The organism is Streptomyces shenzhenensis (assembly GCF_021462265.1).
In the GTDB taxonomy this organism is placed as follows: Bacteria; Actinomycetota; Actinomycetes; order Streptomycetales; family Streptomycetaceae; genus Streptomyces; species Streptomyces shenzhenensis.
In genome coordinates, this window is the sequence record NZ_JAJONF010000009.1 from 202,850 (window position 1) to 218,249 (window position 15,400).

Consider the following 15,400-nt stretch of genomic DNA (forward strand, 5'->3'; position numbering starts at 1 on the left):
CAGAGGGGCAGTTGTCGCTTCAACCGAGCAATGGCCGAGCCAACGATCTCGGCGCTCACAGGAAGGCCCCCGACTCGCCGGGGGCCTTCCTGTGAGCGCAGGTGGGAACAAGCAGTCGTCCCGACGGTGCGCGACAACGACGCTCCACCCGGGTACCGGGGAGGAGCATCATCCCTGACACCAGGAGACGGGCTTGCCCACCGGACTGCGCGTGGACCTTGGCCGCAGCCTGCCGATCGGATCAGCCCAGGACACAGGTCTCGTCACCGAAGTCAGCGACGATCTTCAGCTTGCCGCCGACACTCCGCATCACCGGCGTCGCCGCCGCCGACCGCCACCACGCCCGCGACAGCACCCGGCCACTGGCACCACTCGGCATCACCCAGCGACTTTGCCGGGGCCCTGGGTGTCCGTCGCACTGCTCAAGGCAGTAAGTGTGGTCTTCCCGGGGACACGGGCGGCGGCCGCGGCAACGGTTGCCAGGTCGTCGCTCGAGAAGCCGGCGCGGCTCAGCACCGCCAGGGATTTGTTCGTTGCCAGCGCGCACAACGCCAGCTCTGCCGCCTCCTGCTCACCGGCCCCCGCCGCCAGCAACGCCTGTTCCAGCATCGCCCGCAATCTGTCGATCATGGCGCGGACCATCGTCCGGCTCTTTGCGTCGAGGGCCGGGAACTGCGTTGCCGACACCGTGAGCAGGCAGCCGTCCGGGACCGTCGGGTCGGCGATGCGGTTCAGGGTGACCTGCAGATAGGCGGCCACGACGGCGCTTGGGCTCGGGTGGGGGCCGGACAGCGCCTGGTCGTACAGCGGGTGGTAGGTCTCCGCGTACCGTTGGAGGCTTTTCTGGAAGAGGGTGCTCTTGTCACCGAAGGTGCCGTAGAGCGAGCTCCGGCCCAGGCCGGTGCCCTCGGTCAGGCGATCGATCGAGGCCTCCGAATAGCCCCAGCGCCAGAAGACGTGCATCGCACGTCGTAGCGCCTCATCCACGTCGAACTGCTTGCGGCCTGCCATGGTTCGTCAGCCTACCCATCTTGCACCGATCGTTTCAAGATGAGTAGGGTCGTCGGCATGACAAGTTGCACCGATCGTTCCATGATGAGTACGGCCGACGGCACGGCAAGCTTGGGTTCGCTACGGCTGCCCGACGGGTTCACCGACGTGTTCACCAGCCGGCTCGTGGAGCTGGACGGGCTGCGGCTGCACGCAGTCACCGGCGGGGACGGCCCACCGCTGCTGCTGGTCGGCGGGTGGCCCCAGACCTGGTACGCCTGGCGGGAGGTGATGCCCGCGCTCGCCCGCGAGCACACCGTCGTCGCCGTCGACTCGCGCGGGGCCGGGCTCTCCGACAAGCCCGACGACGGTTACGACGCCGGCACGCTGGCCGCCGATCTGGTCGCGCTGATGACCGCGCTCGGGCACGACCGGTTCGACGTGGTCGGCCACGACATCGGCACGTGGACCGGATACGCCCTCGCTGCCGATCACCCCGAGCGGGTGGGCCGGCTCGCCGTCGTCGAAGCCGTGATTCCCGGTCTCGTGCCGTCCCCGCCGGTCTTCAGCCCGGCCGCGGTCAACCAGAAGCTCTGGCAGTTCGGCTTCAACCGGCTCACCGAGCTCAACGAGGAACTGGTCCGAGGGCGGGAGCGGCTCTTCTTCGGCTGGCAGTTCGCCACCAAGGCCGCCACCCCGGCCGCGATCCCCGCGTACGCCGTCGACGTCTATGTCGACGCGATCGCCGCGGATCCCCGCGCGCTGCGGGCGAGCTTCGCGTACTACCGGGCGCTGGACGAGACGATCGCGCAGAACGAGCAGCGCGGCAAGACCCGGCTGACGCTGCCGGTGCTCGCCGTCGGCGGCGCGCTGTGGAGCGGCGCGCTGGCCACTCAGACGATGCGGCTGGCGGCCGACGACGTCACCGGGGTGGTCCTCGACGACTGCGGTCATTATCCGGCCGAGGAGCAGCCGGAGCGGTTCACCCAGATCCTGGAGGACTTCCTCGGTGGTGAGCCGGTGGCAGGCGTGCCGCACGGCTGACACCTTCGTGGCGGAGCTTCGCCATGTCCGTCTTCCGCCCCCGCTCATCCACGTCGCGGCGCCTCCCGCGCACCAGGAGTCGACGGCAACGCGTATGCCGTCGGTGGTGCGCGAGGAAGGATGCCGATCCCCGACCGCTGCCGGGCACTCCGATCCGCTCGACAAGCGGGCGTGCGCAGATGCCGTCGTGGCGCCGTCCGGCCGTGAGCAGGTCGGCCGGCGGCCCTCCCCGGCCGTCGCCGGCGAGGGGGACCCTTTGGCGTTCGGGCAGGTGACGGCAGGAGATCCGGGTCCGGACCTTGTCGACCATGCCGTTGATCACCCGGCGGTCCTCCACCCCCGTCGTCCCGGCTTGGCCCGCGGTACAAGCCGAGCGATTAACTCCCGCTCAGCGCCGGTGAGTTCATGACGGTGTACCGCCCCAGCGTGATCCGCCGGCCGATGATCTCCGAAGAGTGACCCTGGATCAGCTTCTGGCGGCGTTTCGGTCTGCTCAGTGCCGTCCGTCTCAGTACCAGCTGTCGGCCATGGCGCGGTTCGGCACGATCGACGTGCCGGCAGCCAGTGGGCGCGGGGGCGGCCGCGTTCTCCACCCGAGGGCCCGGATCTCCACCCGGTGACCGGCCCAGGGGCCGATGGCAGGGCCGGGCGTCGCAGCGAGGGTGGGGGCATGACAGCGAACATCGTGATCATGCAGTTGGCGATCCTGGCCGTGGTGCTCGAGTCGGATCTCGGCCGCCGCAAGATCGGCTGGTTTCGGGTGGGGCGGCCGGTCGTAGGCGTCGCCGTGCTCGTGCCGTTCTTCTTCACCTCGCTGCCCGTCGACGGCAACGACCTGCTGCTGCAGGGCGCCGGCACGCTGGCCGGGGCGGCGCTCGGGCTGTTCTCGGTCTGCTCGCTGCTGGTGCCCGTCGACTACGACCCGTACTGGCGACGCCGTTGGCCGCGCACCTCGCCCACCCCGGGCAGGCCCGCCGCGGTCAGCCGCTCGGGGGCCGGTTACGCCGCGGTCTGGATCGCCGTGACCACCGCCCGGCTCGGCTTCGCCTACGGCGCCCAGCACGTCTTCCCGGTGGGGCTCGGCCTGTTTCTGACCACTCATCACTTGAGCGAGGCCGCTCTGACGAACGGCTTCATCTTCCTGTCCGTGAGCATGAGCCTGTTCCGCAGTCTGGGACTGTGGGTGCGAGGCCGGGCGCGCCTGGCCCAGGCCGGCACGGCCGTGGACCAGCGACCGGCCGTGGGCACCGCGCGTGCGACGGGCGAGGCACGGTGATCCTCATACCACTGCTCACCGAGATCGTCCGGGCTGTGCGCGCGCTGCGGGCGCCGTCTTCAGGCACCCCGTCCTGGAATACTCCGCACCGATGAATATCGTCAGCAGATTCATCCCGGCCACGGACCGTCCAGGGATCGGGCTGAGCGGCATGATCCCCGACCCGCGGGTGCGCGCCGCGGGCATGCTGGCGGTACTGGGCGTATCGATCTGGATCAACGTTGCCACGCTCCCCAGCGACCCGGGGATCGTGGCGCCCGTCGCCCTGGCCGTCGCCGCGCCGGCCTGGATCGCTCTGATCGCCGGCATCCGCGGTGCGCGCGTGGCCGCGGCCGTCGCGGTGATGTGCGCGGCCGGGGCGGTGATCGCTGTCGCCGATCCCACAGGGAGACACCCCGAACGAGACCGAGTCGACACGTGTCCGACGGCCGGACAGTGGCTGCTGACGCAGCGTCGACGACTCCGCTTCCGCCCACACGAGGTGAGCCCACAGGGACCGGGCCCAAGGGGCACGGGAAGGATCTCTCCCCGCTCGGAACCCGGTATCGAACTCACTCGCAGCGGATTCCCATTCCAACGCGCGGAGGCTCCGCGCCAAGTGCACCGGCGCGGAGCCTCCGCGGCCTTTGTCACAGGTCGGCCTGACGGACGGTCACAGCTCCTTCGCATGCGCGGGCCGGCGCTCCTGGTCACGTACGACTGACCCTCCTGGTCCGACCAGGTGTCGAGCCGCGTGCGTCGGCCCGGGGGGGGACGGGCTGGAAGCGGTGGCCCGGTACGGTCGGTCGGCGAGCGGTCGGCGCCGACCGACGTACGGGAGGTGCTGCTGTGTCGTCGACTGCGGAGCCGCGATCCATTGTCGCGATCCTCCCGATCATCTCAGGGCTCGCCCTCGCTTTCACGATCACGGCCATCGACCCGCTGGTCCTCAGCCTGAACATGCCGCAGGTCAGCCGGGCGCTCCACGTGCCGCCCGAAGCCGTCGGGTTCCTGGGAGGCGCGGCGACGCTGATCGTGGCCGCCGGCGTGCTCGCCGTGGGCAGTCTCGGGGACACCTTCGGGCTCAAGCGGCTGCTGATGCTGGGGCTGGTCGGCGACATCGTCGTCAACCTGCTCTCCGCGATCTCCCCCGGCTACACGTTCCTGCTGGTGATGCGTCTCCTCGACGGCCTGGCGCTGGCCGCGGTACTAGGCGTGTCGATGGCCTTGCTCAAGGTGTCGGTGCCGCCGGAGAGACGACCGGCGGCCATCGGCATCTTCATGGCCATCGACATGGTGCTGTGCGGGGTGACCCCCGCGATCGGGGGCTGGGTGGTGGAGGCCGTCGGCTGGCGGTGGCTGTTCCTGCTCGCCCCCCTGCTGTCGCTGATCGCGCTCGGGCTGACGGCCCGGTACGTCACCGAGCCCCCCGTCCTGAAGCGCCGCGGAGTCGACGTGGTCGGCGTCAGCCTGGTCGGCGTCACGCTGCTGACCCTCGTCCACGGCGTCGCCGAGGGGGAGAACGGGATCTCCCAGTTCCAGGCCTGGCTGCCGCTGGTGATCAGTGCGGTCGCCGGCGTGCTGTTAGTGCTCCGTGAACGCCGGACACCGGAACCGGTCCTGGACCTGTCGCTGTTCCGCAGCGGTCCGTTCGCCGTGGCCGCGCTGGCCAGCCTGACGCTCAACTTCCTCGTCGCGGGGTTCAGTTTCACCCTCGGGCAGTTCGGCAGTGTGATCCTCTCCCTGCCCCCGCGCACGATCGGCCTGCTGTTCCTGCCCGGCACACTGGTGATCGCCGGCGCCGTCATCCTCGCCGGGCGCCTGATCGGGAAGTACACCCCCCGGCCTGTCCTCATCACCGGCCTGCTGGTGATGGTCGCGGGCGGGCTGCTGATGGCGGCCACCGCTACGCCCACGATGGCGCTGTGGATCGTCGTACTGGCCACCTGGCTCACCAACCTCGGCTCGCTGGTGACCTCCGCCGCGGTGGCCGAGACCGTCCTTTCGCACGCCCCGCCCGGAAAGTCCGGCGCCGTGGCCGCCGTCCAGCCGGCGTTCGGAATGACCGGCTACGCGCTCGGCCCCGCCGTCTACCTCCTGCTTCTCAACCTCTTTTTCCGGCGGCAGTGGCTCAACGACGCCGACGCGCGCGGTATGTCGGTGTCCGAGGCCGATCAGGCCGTGGACGCGACGCGAAGCGCGATGGCGCACAGTCCGGGCACCGCCGGATACGACCCGAACCTGCTCCGGCAGTCCGGACTGGACCTCGGGCTGGACTTCACCAACGGCCTGCGGCTCACCATGCTGGTCGTGAGCCTCCTGCCGCTCGCCCTGGCTGTGGCGGCGTACCTGCTCATGCCCCGCCGGACCGGGACCGCACGGTAGGAGCCGTCCGGATCATTCGACGTGCTCGGCCCGCGCGGTGGCCGCCCGCGGCCTTGCGCGGGGACCGCCTGGCGGACGGTCAGCCTTGCGCTGCACACGCTGCTCGGCGCACGCCCGGCACGGCTCGCTGGGTGTCGACCAGGAAACCGTCTTCGCAGGACGGGACCCGGTAGCACGGGACAGGGCCGATCTCAGCTCCAGGGTGATGCCGATCGGGGAACGCGGCTCCCCGCCGTACAGCTCGGGCTCGGAGCCGTACGCCGTCCGCCGGCGGGTGATCCGCTCGGCGAGCCGGTCGACGGTGCTGGAGTCGGGGGCGGCGAGGACCGCCGAACGGTTCCGCTTCGGGATGTGTCCATGCGGCAGCAGCGAGAGCAGGACGGGCGGGAAACAGCCTCGACGGGCGCGGAGACGGCGGCGGCCGGCTCCGGGGTCGGTCTTTCGGCCCCACCCCGCCGGGTGGGAACGCCGGCGCCGCGGAGCGGCTGAACAAGGAAATCCGCCGCCGTACCGACACGGTCAGGATCTTCCACGCCCGCGCCGCCCTGATCCGCCTGGTCGGCGCGGCCCTGGCGGAGCAGAACGCAACTGCGCCGCCTCCGCTGCATGCCCAGTACTCGACCAGCCGTGCCACGGGTGGCAGCCCCATGCCCCCGCAGCAGGCGAAAGAGAAGACGATCCAGGAACGTTTCCGCAGGTCAAGCCACGTGAAAGGTGGGGCTGGCGGGACTCGAACCCACGGCCGACGGCCTGGTGCAGTGCGGAGCCGATGACCGTGTCGACCTGGGCCGCGGCGCGTGTCCCCGCGCGGATGGTCTCGTCCCCTCCGGCGCTGGTCTTCCCGGTCGTGGTCCTCGCACTCGCGGGTCCGCTCGCGGTCATGGCCTCTGGGTGGCCCGGTGCACGAAAGCGGGCGGGAGGTTCACCCACACCGTCTTCGAGCGTTCCAACCGGTCGAAACGGCAGGCCAGTTCGGCGGCGAAGTGACGGGCGGGCGGGGTCCAGGCCGCGTGCAGGTAGGCGAAGGTGGTGAACCGGCCGCCGGGCGTGAGGACTTCGGTCACGGCGTCCAGGATGTACCCGCGCTGGTTCTGCGGCATGACCGTCCACGGCAGCCCGGAGACCACCGCGTCGACCGGTTCGCCCACCGCGGCGGCCAGCCCGGCGGCCGTGCCCTGGACGACAGTCAGCCGGGTGTCGCGCCGGGTGGCCGACAGCCGGGAGGCGAGCACCGGGTTGAGCTCGACGGCGACGAGTCGTGCGTCGGGCGCCAGCCGGGCGAGGATCGCGTCGGTGAACACCCCGGTCCCCGGGCCGAGTTCGACAACGAGCCGGGCCCGCTCCAGGCCGATGCCCTCGGTCATCACGTGCCCCAGCCGTCGTGAACTGGCCGCTACGGCGCCGGTCATGAGGGGCCGTCTGAGGAACTCGGTGGTGATCGACATGCCGCCATGCTGGAAGCGCGCCGGGTGGCCGCACGTCGTATCCCCGGCCGGTGCGGGTACGACCGGGGGAGGACCCCGCGACGCCCGTCAGGACGATGTGGGGGAGCGGGGCCCGACCGTAGCGTGAGGCGGTGCATCGGCTGATCGAGACCCTGCCCCGCTTGCGGCGCGAACATCCGTGGCTGACGGACGTCCTGCTGGTCGTGCTGGTGGCCGTGCCCCCGGTGATTCGCCCGCAGCCGGGCTGGCGGCCGGTCTGGGCGCAGGCGGTCCTGTACGCCGCCCTGGTGCTGCCCCTGCTGTGGCGCCGTCGCCGGCCGGTCCTCGTCGCGGCCCTGGTGACGGCCGGGTTCTGGGTGCAGTTTCTCGGGCGGGTGTGGGGACAGGAACCGGGACGCGGCGCCGTCGCCCTGGCCGCGGTCCTGGCCACCCTCACGGTGCGCGGCCTGCGCCGGGCCGCCGCGGCGACGGTGATCTGTGCCGCCGGCTGCGTTGTGCTGTGGATTCCCGCCTGGCAGCGGGACTACGGGGGCCCAGGTGCCCGTGGTGCCTGGCTCACCCCGCTCGCCGTGGGGCTCCTGCTGGCCGGGGCCTGGGTGTTCGGCGAGTACGTCCGTGCCCGGCGCGCCTGTATCGCCGAGTTCGAGCGGCGGGTCGCGCTCGCCGAGTCGGAACGCATTGCCCTGGCCCGGGTCGCCGTCGCCGAGGAGCGGGCGCGCATCGCCCGCGAGATCCACGACGTCCTCGCACACAGCGTGAGCGTGATGGTGCTAAACGCCGAGGGCGGCAGGCTGATGCGGCACGCCGACCCCACGGTCGTCGACCGCACTTTCGGTGTCATCAGCGCCACCGGCCGCGAGGCCCTGGACGAACTGCGTCGGCTGCTGGAGGTACTGCGCACCCCCGACGCGGACGCCTCGTCCGGCGACCCCGGACGCGGACCCGGCAACGGTGGGGTCGGCGAGTCTCTCTCGGCCGATCTGCGGCGGCTGGTCGGGCGCCTCAACACGAACGGCACGCGCGCCCAGTTGGACCTTCGCGGAGAGCCAGACGGCCTTGCGGCGGATCTCACCGTGCAGACGTACCGCATCGTGCAGGAGGCGCTCACCAACGTCGTCAAGCACGCGCCGCCGGACACCACCGTCCATGTACGGGTCGACTCCGGTACGGAGGGGCCCGGACGGCTGGTGCGCGTCTGGGTGAAGAACTCGGCCGGAGCCGGAGGGCGAGCCACCCCAGAGCACCCCACCCCGCTGCTGTCCTCCGGTCGCGGACTCACCGGCATGCGCGAACGCACCGCCCTGTACGGCGGGAGCGTCGACGCCGGACCCACACCCGACGGCGGCTACCAGGTCGCCGCCACCCTGCGCCCCACCGAGCCCGAGCCCAGCACGGCGATGCCATGACCGGCCCGACTCCCACCCCGTCGCCGTCCCGGGTGCTGATCTGCGACGACCAGGAGCTGATCCGGATGGGGCTGCGCATGGTCATCGACAGCCAGCCCGATCTCACCGTGGTGGGCGAGGCCGCCGACGGCGACGCGGCGATCGCGGGCGTGGCCGCCCTGGAGCCGGACCTCGTCCTGATGGACGTACGCATGCCCGGTCGGGACGGGCTCGCCGCGACCGGACACCTCTGCGCACAGCCCCACGGGCCCCGGATCCTCGTCGTCACCACCTTCGACCTCGACGAGTACGCCTACGCGGCCCTGCGCGCCGGCGCGAACGGCTTCCTCGTCAAGGACGCCCCCGCCGAGGAGATCCTGGTGACCGTCCGGGCGGTACTGCGGGGCGAGGTCATGGTGGCGCCCTCGCTCACCCGGCGCCTCGTCGAACGCTTCGTCCTGAACGCCCCCGCGCCCGCGCCCGCCCAGCGCAGCCGCCTGGCCGCGCTCACCGACCGGGAACGGGAAGTCCTCGCCCTGGTCGCCCGGGGACTGGCCAACGGCGAGATCGCCGACCGCCTCTTCGTCGGGGAGACGACCGTCAAGACCCACCTCGGCCGGATCCTGACCAAACTCGGCCTCCGCGACCGTATCCACGCAGTGATCTTCGCCTACGAGAGCGGGCTGATACGGGCCGGGGGCTGACTGCCCGGCAGACCGCCCGCGAGGGAGACCGGGGCTCGCGAACGGCCGGAGCTGTTCGTCGACCGGCGGCCACTGCGAGGGGGCCATGGCGGCGAACTTCGGTGGCGGTACCGAACCGTCCGTACGCTGTCGACTTCCGCCGGGCGCCGACGGACACGCTTGAGCGGTGCTACATCATGGTGTGAGGATGCGGAGGATGATGGCGGATTGGTTTCCGGGACCAGCCGCACCGGGTCCGGCGCCCCTACTTCGCGCCTGGGGCCAGCAGCCGCCGGATGCGCTCGTACTCGGCCACCATCTCCGGTGTGGTGAGGAAGTCGTCGAGATCCGCGGACACCTCGTGGTCGATGTCCTCGATGGAACGGATGGCAAGTTCGTAGAGCTCGCCGCGCCGGTTCTGCTCCAGGTAGCTCTTCCAGTGCGCCAACGCGCTGATGACGGTGAGGACTCCGGGCTCCAGATCGTCGTCGACCAGGATGCCGTCATAGATCGTCGCAAGCTCGTCGTCCAGCTCGGCGGCGCTGATCGTCAGGACGTTCGCGCACGCGGTGGTCAGTGCCGCCCGGGCCTCCTCCGTGAGTTCGTCCTCGGCCGCACCACGCAGCAGCTCCGGCCGCACCAGACGGGTGACCGTCTCCTCTCCGAAGGCACGGACACTGCCCTCGGTGGCTCCGACGATCAGCCGGAGAATGTCCGCCTCAAGTTCGCTGTAATCCACGCCCGCAGCTTGAGCGGGGTGGGACCGAGATCCGCGCCAAAGGAGTAACGGGATGAGCCCGAGGCCCTATGCGCTCGGGTTCACCTGCGCCGACGACCGGCAGCGTCGCGTTCGGCGACGTGCCGGGCGACAGGGCGACGCCGGGCCGCGCATACCGTTCCAGAGAGCGGGCAGAGGTGTGGCGGGAGCGGGCCGGCAGCATCGGCGTGGCCGTGCCGTCCTCGGCGCCGTGTGTCAGGGCACTGTGGCGTAGCGGGTGTTCTCCTCGAAGACGGGCTCCACCGTTCCCAGCTGCCACCTCGTTGCGGAGTGCGGGATGTTTGGCCGTTGGCGGCTACGAGGGGCAGAGGGCGGCGGTCATCAGGGCGAGGGCCGCGGGGCTGGCGTCTGCGTCGGTGCCCCAGTCGGTCCAGTCCACGGTGACTTGGCGGGTGCCGTCGAGTGTGTGGAAGGAGATGGTGCGGTAGCCGGGAGTGCCGCCGCCGTGGCCCACGATGGTGCCGCAGGGGAGCGTGGCCATCTCCAGGCCGAGGCCCCAGCCGGCGCCGCTGGTGTCGGTGGTCATCTCGCGCAGTTCGGCCGGGCGCAGGAGGCCGCCGCTGAGCAGGACGCGGAAGAAGTGGTCGAGGTCGGCGGTGGTGGAGATGATCTCGCCGGCAGCGTCGGCGATGGACATGTTGACGGTGGTGTAGTCGACCGGGACGAGTGTCCCGTCCCCTTTCTCCACCGGTTCGTAGCCGTGGGAATGGGGCCCGGTGATGAAGGGAGAGGAGCCCGGCAGACGGGTGTCCCGGAGTCCGAGGGGTCGGATGATGCGCCGGTCGATTTCGGTGCGGTACGAACGGCCGGTGACCTTTTCGACGATCATGCCGAGCACGATGTAGTCCGTGTTGGAGTAGTGGTGATCGGCGCCCGGCGGGAACAGCAGAGGGCGGTTCTGATCGCCGTCCTTGACGGCCCGTCGGACCAGCTCGGCGGGTGTCCAGGTGCGGAAGCGGTCGCGAGGGGCGTCGCCGTCGAGCAGTCCGTCGGTGTATTCAGGCAGGCCGCTGGCGTGCTGGAGCAGTTCCCGCACCGTGATCCGGTCGCCTCCGGGGGCGGGGACGAGGCCGGGGAGCCACCTCTCGGCGGTGTCGGACAGGCGGAGCCGCCCCTCGCCCACCAACTGGAGCACCACGGTGGCGGTGAACGTCTTGGTGACGCTTCCGGCGCGGAAGCGGCCGTCGACGGGGGCGGGCTGCCGGCCGTCGAGCCTGGACCTGCCGCTGCTGCCGCGCCATACGGCGCCACCCTGCCGGACCTCGGCGACCGCGCCGACCGCGCCGGTTGCCGTCACCCGGTCCAGCGCCGCCTGCAACGCGGTTCCGTCTGGCACCACGGCGGGCAGCGCGGCGACCGCACTGCCCGCCGTGGGAACCAGCGCGCACACCGTCAGCAGTGCCAACGCCCCGAATCGTGAGCCCGTCATCGTTCTCCCGCCCTCGAAGTTCCCTGTGCTCCCCGTCGTACTGGCGTGGACGATGGTGCCCGTCCACGCCAGTACGACGAATCCGCCCGGGGGACGAAGGGGTTTCCCGGAACAACGGTCCGGCCGCCCCGACGCCGGGATCAGGGGTTCCCCTAGGGAGATCGCGCTGAACTGCCGACCTCGCATCATCGACCGTCGCGTGTTCCCCGGCGAGTGTGGACCTCCCCGGCGGCGCTGCGGGCATTCTCCGGCGCACTCGCGTCCGTGGCCGACATCGCGCCGGAGGCCTTCCTCAAGGACCGGGGAGACATCATGCCCGCGGCCTTCTTCGACGTGGAACGTGCGCTGGGCCTGATCGGCAAGTTCCTCGATGACATCACATGTGCCTGTCTGCCGCCCCAGTCGGCGTGGCGACGATGCGACTCTGCACGGACGTCAGTGCAAGTGATCGATCATGGTGGGTGGAGACCCGGCCGGGAAGGGTGGAGGAAGACATGTCGGAACTCGTTGACGTGGTGTGTCACCGGTGCAGGATCCAGCTTGAGCTGCTCGATGCCCCGGTCCCCCGAGAGGCATGGTGGACGTTCCTGGACGAACACGCCTATCACCCGGTGGAGTTGCTGTGGGAGCACTCCGAGGCCCGCGAGAGGCTCGACATCGACTACATCTGTGTGGACAGCGACATCAAGGGCGACCCCTCGTTCGCCGAGTACGCGGGCGACTGGCCAGGCCGCCCGCTTGCCCTGCACCCCCGGCCGTTCGCCCGTGCGGTCGCCGAGATCGTGGCGCGCGCCTTTGACACCATGGAAGCCCACGAGTGGCGGGCCGCACCGGCCGACGGGCCGGTGGCCGAACAGATATTGCGGTACATGGACTTCGCTCCCCCGGCCAGTGAACTGGTCGACAACGCCGCGGTACTCGCCCGGCTGGCCGCGGTCGAGGCGACGCTGGAGCAACTGCGCCGGGCGACCATCGAACCGCTCGGCGACCATTTCGGCACATTCCTGAACGATGTCCTGCGTGGCCTGCCCACCGCAGGCGCTCTCCCCCCGGACGAACTGTGCGCCGAAAGTGGCCCCCTGGCTTCCCCTCGACTGTGGGACACCGAGCGGGCACTACGACTGATCCAGCACCTCCTAGCCGCCAGAATTACACTCCGCAAACCGTCCTCCGACGCCGACTGAGCCCCGGTCCGGGGTCTCGCCCGCCTCTCACTCCCCCGCTCTCGGGATATCCGGCTTCCAGACCGGTTCCCCGGAGCGAGCCACCGTGCGGCGGTTCGGCGCATGCCTGTCGGCAAGGGGCCCGGCGTCAGGCGAATGCCGGCTGGGGGCAACCAGGCCATCGCCGGCCGCCTGACCGAACGTCGGCGAGATCGCCCGGGAACAGCCCTCTACGGTCCCCTTCCTCCCCCAACGATCAGGAGTTCGGAGCTCTGCGAGGCACGACGACATGCTCGGTGGACATGGCGGTTGAACCGTGGTCGCCGAGCACCGTCGTACTGAGCGAAGAAACACGTGCTGACGTGAGTGGAGGCGGTCCGCGCAGCGGGCAGGTCGCGGACGGGGGGATGTCCAGACCTCTGAGAGGGGGCTCACAACCGCAGCAGTCCTCGTCCGCTCGGTTCAACCAAGGGGAGGGAACCTTCGCACAGCGGATTCTCTTACCGACGCGCCGATGCTCCGCCCCTGGTGCCGGGGTAGAGCATCGTCCCTGACGTCCACCGGCTCGTCCGATCAATCGGCGGGACGTTGCCCCAAACACTTGGGACGGGATATCGGCCCTACGAGCCACCGCGAAGGCATCGGTCCAGGCCGCCCTCGTACGTCAGTCCGTTCTGATACTGCCCAGCACGTTCAGCCTCGCCCTGGTACGCGCCGGCTTGTGCGGCATCATCGGCACCGCACCGGACCTGGCAGTGGTCGGCGAGGCGGCCACCGGCACCGAAGCCGTCGCCCTCGCCCTCGACACACACCCCGACGTCGTCCTCATGGACGTCCGGATGCCCGACATGGACGGCATCGAGGCCAGCCAGCTCATCACGAACACAGGCACCGTACGGGTGCTCATGCTCACACCTTCGACCTGGACGAATACGTCTACGGTGCGCTGCGAGCCGGAGCCAGCGGCTTCCTGCTCAAGGACGCCCCGCCGGTGGATCTGCTCGCCGCCATCCGCGTGGTCGCCGCCGGGGACGCACCGCTCGCCCCAGGCATCACCAGGCGGTTGATCAAGGAGTTCGCCGCCCGGTCCGCCCCCGCACCCACGATGCCGACAGGCATCACCGAACGCGAAGTCCTTGTCCTGGTCGCCGAGGGCCTGTCCAACTCCGAGATCGCCCGGCACCTGCACATCACCCACGGAACCGCCAAGACCCACGTGGGATACCTCCTGACCAAACTGGAGGTCCGCGGCCGTGTGCAATTGGTGGTCCTCGCCCACCGCACCGGCCTCGCCGACGGGAGCTCATAGGGCTGCCGCGGAGTAGTAGAACACCACCGAACAGCCCGGCAGATCATGAGGCAGACAACGCCACTGACGGCCCCCGGTTCTGGCAGAAGATCGCGTTCACGACCTCCCGGAATACCACGAACGAGCGATCACGAGCCGAGAGGGAAGGGGCTTGAACCCCGTCAGAGGCCGCTACACCCGCGTTCCGGGCCGTTTCCTCGACCGCTCGACCATCGCCAGACGCTCTCTCGACAGCCACCTGCTGCCACTGAACACCAGGTGCGCTATCGGCCCGGAGACGCTGTCGCCTGGACACGGCCGCGCCATCCCGGCCCCCGTACGGCCCCTGGATCCTGGCATCGACTCTCAGGGCAGTCGTCCGGACTGCGAGCGACAACCTCGATCACCTATTCCACCGCAGGTCAGAGGGTTTGGAATCCTCGGAGCGCCGCGAGACTCCGAACTCACGAGCAGCGGATTCAGTCCGTTCGACCAAAGTTGACACTCCGACACCAAAAAATGAACGTTTCCGCAGGTCAGAAGCCTGCACTGGTGGGGCGGGTGGGACTCGAACCCACGGCCGACGGATTATGAGTCCGCTGCTCTAACCGGCTGAGCTACCGCCCCATAGCGGCGTGTCGCGTACAAGTGTGCGCGCCGTCTGCCGCAGCATAGCCGCTCATACGATCTCCTGCCTCGGCTGGTCGGCTTCTGCGGACGTTCCCGAGCTTGAGGACATCGGTGCAGGCCCGGCGGTTCCCGCGGACATGAAAAAGGACCCCGCCAGGGGTCCTCGTTCAGCATGCTCCCCCGACTGGACTCGAACCAGTAACCTGCCGGTTAACAGCCGGCTGCTCTGCCAATTGAGCTACGGAGGACCGAGCTCCCCCGACTGGACTCGAACCAGTAACCTGCCGGTTAACAGCCGGCTGCTCTGCCAATTGAGCTACGGAGGAATGCCTCGTTGCATCGAACGTAACTCCCTGGGTATTCGCCAGGGGGCGCCCGCTCGCTGCGACACATACATTAGCGCAAGCAGGGGGGTGCTCCGCCAATCGGTACTTCCCCCCACGTCGGAAGGGTGGCCGCCATGCGCTACAAGCTCACGTTCGTCGTCGGGCTCGCTCTCGGTTACGTGCTCGGCACGCGGGCCGGACGAGAGCGCTACGAACAGCTGAAGAAGTCGGCCCGCCAGGTCGCCCAGAACCCGGCCGTCCGCAACACCGCCGAGACCGCCGCCCAGCAGGGCCGCGTCTACGCCGGCCGGGCCTTCCACACGGTGAGCGAGAAGGTCGGCGACCGCATGCCCGACTCGGTCACGGCCCGGGTCCGCTCCCTGCGCGACCGCAGCCCGAACGGCGCGGCCGAGGACGACTGGGGCACGAGCAACACCTGACGATCGCCTCCCGGTTCCGGCACGCCCACCCGCGACCCCGGGGGGCCCGGGGCCGTATCGCTTCGCGGCTCCGCCGCGTGGGCGCGACCAGCCCCGACGCCCCGCGCCCGGGGCGGCCCTCACCCCAATGGCGCCCGTCGGCCGAACCACAGCGGAGCG

General features: G+C 70.4%; 12 protein-coding genes, 3 tRNA genes and 2 pseudogenes. 9 read left to right on the forward strand and 8 right to left on the reverse strand.

The annotated features are described in order from the left end of the window. Positions 1 to 241: 241 nt before the first annotated feature. Together LQ326_RS15340 and LQ326_RS15345 are read right to left on the reverse strand one after the other, a co-directional pair. Complete coding sequence (locus tag LQ326_RS15340; protein WP_234536814.1) at positions 242 to 382, reverse strand: hypothetical protein; 141 nt, start codon at positions 380 to 382, stop codon at positions 242 to 244. Next, positions 379 to 1,011 carry a TetR/AcrR family transcriptional regulator gene (locus LQ326_RS15345; protein WP_234536817.1) on the reverse strand — a complete coding sequence of 211 codons (633 nt, stop codon included), beginning with the start codon at positions 1,009 to 1,011 and terminating at the stop codon, positions 379 to 381. The genes LQ326_RS15340 and LQ326_RS15345 overlap by 4 nt, the downstream gene beginning before the upstream one ends. 57 nt (positions 1,012 to 1,068) lie before the next feature. Between LQ326_RS15345 and LQ326_RS15350 the strand changes: the two genes are divergently transcribed. From LQ326_RS15350 to LQ326_RS15365, 4 genes and pseudogenes are all read left to right on the forward strand, one after another. Then, positions 1,069 to 2,034 carry an alpha/beta fold hydrolase gene (locus LQ326_RS15350; protein ID WP_234536820.1) on the forward strand — a complete coding sequence of 322 codons (966 nt, stop codon included), beginning with the start codon at positions 1,069 to 1,071 and terminating at the stop codon, positions 2,032 to 2,034. A 670-nt stretch (positions 2,035 to 2,704) separates the two neighbouring features. Beyond that, positions 2,705 to 3,310, forward strand: coding sequence for a hypothetical protein (locus tag LQ326_RS15355; protein ID WP_234536822.1), 606 nt, complete (start codon positions 2,705 to 2,707; stop codon positions 3,308 to 3,310). Between the two features lie 828 nt (positions 3,311 to 4,138). Continuing rightward, entirely contained in the window at positions 4,139 to 5,674 is a 1,536-nt protein-coding gene (locus tag LQ326_RS15360; RefSeq protein ID WP_234536825.1) for an MFS transporter, read from the forward strand. 479 nt (positions 5,675 to 6,153) lie between these two features. Further along, positions 6,154 to 6,258, forward strand: a pseudogene (locus tag LQ326_RS15365) (transposase); the annotation flags it as partial. 294 nt (positions 6,259 to 6,552) lie between these two features. Here the strand turns inward: LQ326_RS15365 and LQ326_RS15370 are convergent. Beyond that, entirely contained in the window at positions 6,553 to 7,119 is a 567-nt protein-coding gene (locus LQ326_RS15370; protein ID WP_234536827.1) for a class I SAM-dependent methyltransferase, read from the reverse strand. Between the two features lie 131 nt (positions 7,120 to 7,250). On the opposite strand from LQ326_RS15370, the gene LQ326_RS47885 reads away from it, so the two are divergent. Together LQ326_RS47885 and LQ326_RS15380 are read left to right on the forward strand one after the other, a co-directional pair. Beyond that, entirely contained in the window at positions 7,251 to 8,525 is a 1,275-nt protein-coding gene (locus LQ326_RS47885) for a sensor histidine kinase (RefSeq protein ID WP_308401924.1), read from the forward strand. Then, entirely contained in the window at positions 8,522 to 9,208 is a 687-nt protein-coding gene (locus LQ326_RS15380; RefSeq protein ID WP_234536828.1) for a response regulator, read from the forward strand. Before LQ326_RS47885 ends, LQ326_RS15380 begins: the two co-directional genes overlap by 4 nt. A 244-nt stretch (positions 9,209 to 9,452) precedes the next feature. On the opposite strand, the gene LQ326_RS15385 is transcribed toward LQ326_RS15380, so the two are convergent. Both LQ326_RS15385 and LQ326_RS15390 read right to left on the reverse strand, forming a co-directional pair. After that, positions 9,453 to 9,926: a hypothetical protein gene (locus LQ326_RS15385; protein WP_234536830.1), complete on the reverse strand. Its 474-nt coding sequence runs from the start codon at positions 9,924 to 9,926 to the stop codon at positions 9,453 to 9,455. A gap of 334 nt (positions 9,927 to 10,260) precedes the next feature. Continuing rightward, entirely contained in the window at positions 10,261 to 11,394 is a 1,134-nt protein-coding gene (locus LQ326_RS15390) for a serine hydrolase domain-containing protein (protein ID WP_234536832.1), read from the reverse strand. A 494-nt stretch (positions 11,395 to 11,888) separates the two neighbouring features. Here LQ326_RS15390 and LQ326_RS15395 point away from each other — a divergent pair, with 494 nt between their 5' ends. Beyond that, complete coding sequence (locus LQ326_RS15395; protein WP_234536834.1) at positions 11,889 to 12,578, forward strand: hypothetical protein; 690 nt, start codon at positions 11,889 to 11,891, stop codon at positions 12,576 to 12,578. A 653-nt stretch (positions 12,579 to 13,231) separates the two neighbouring features. Further along, positions 13,232 to 13,866, forward strand: a pseudogene (locus tag LQ326_RS15400) (response regulator). Positions 13,867 to 14,395: 529 nt separating this feature from the next. On the opposite strand, the gene LQ326_RS15405 reads toward LQ326_RS15400, so the two are convergent. The 3 genes from LQ326_RS15405 to LQ326_RS15415 all read right to left on the reverse strand — a co-directional run bounded on the left by LQ326_RS15405 (position 14,396) and on the right by LQ326_RS15415 (position 14,801). Beyond that, positions 14,396 to 14,472, reverse strand: a tRNA-Ile gene (locus tag LQ326_RS15405). 178 nt (positions 14,473 to 14,650) lie between these two features. Continuing rightward, positions 14,651 to 14,723, reverse strand: a tRNA-Asn gene (locus LQ326_RS15410). 5 nt (positions 14,724 to 14,728) lie between these two features. Next, positions 14,729 to 14,801 (reverse strand) — tRNA-Asn (locus LQ326_RS15415). 134 nt (positions 14,802 to 14,935) lie between these two features. Here LQ326_RS15415 and LQ326_RS15420 point away from each other — a divergent pair. Next, entirely contained in the window at positions 14,936 to 15,241 is a 306-nt protein-coding gene (locus LQ326_RS15420) for a YtxH domain-containing protein (RefSeq protein WP_234536836.1), read from the forward strand. Positions 15,242 to 15,400: the final 159 nt, after the last annotated feature.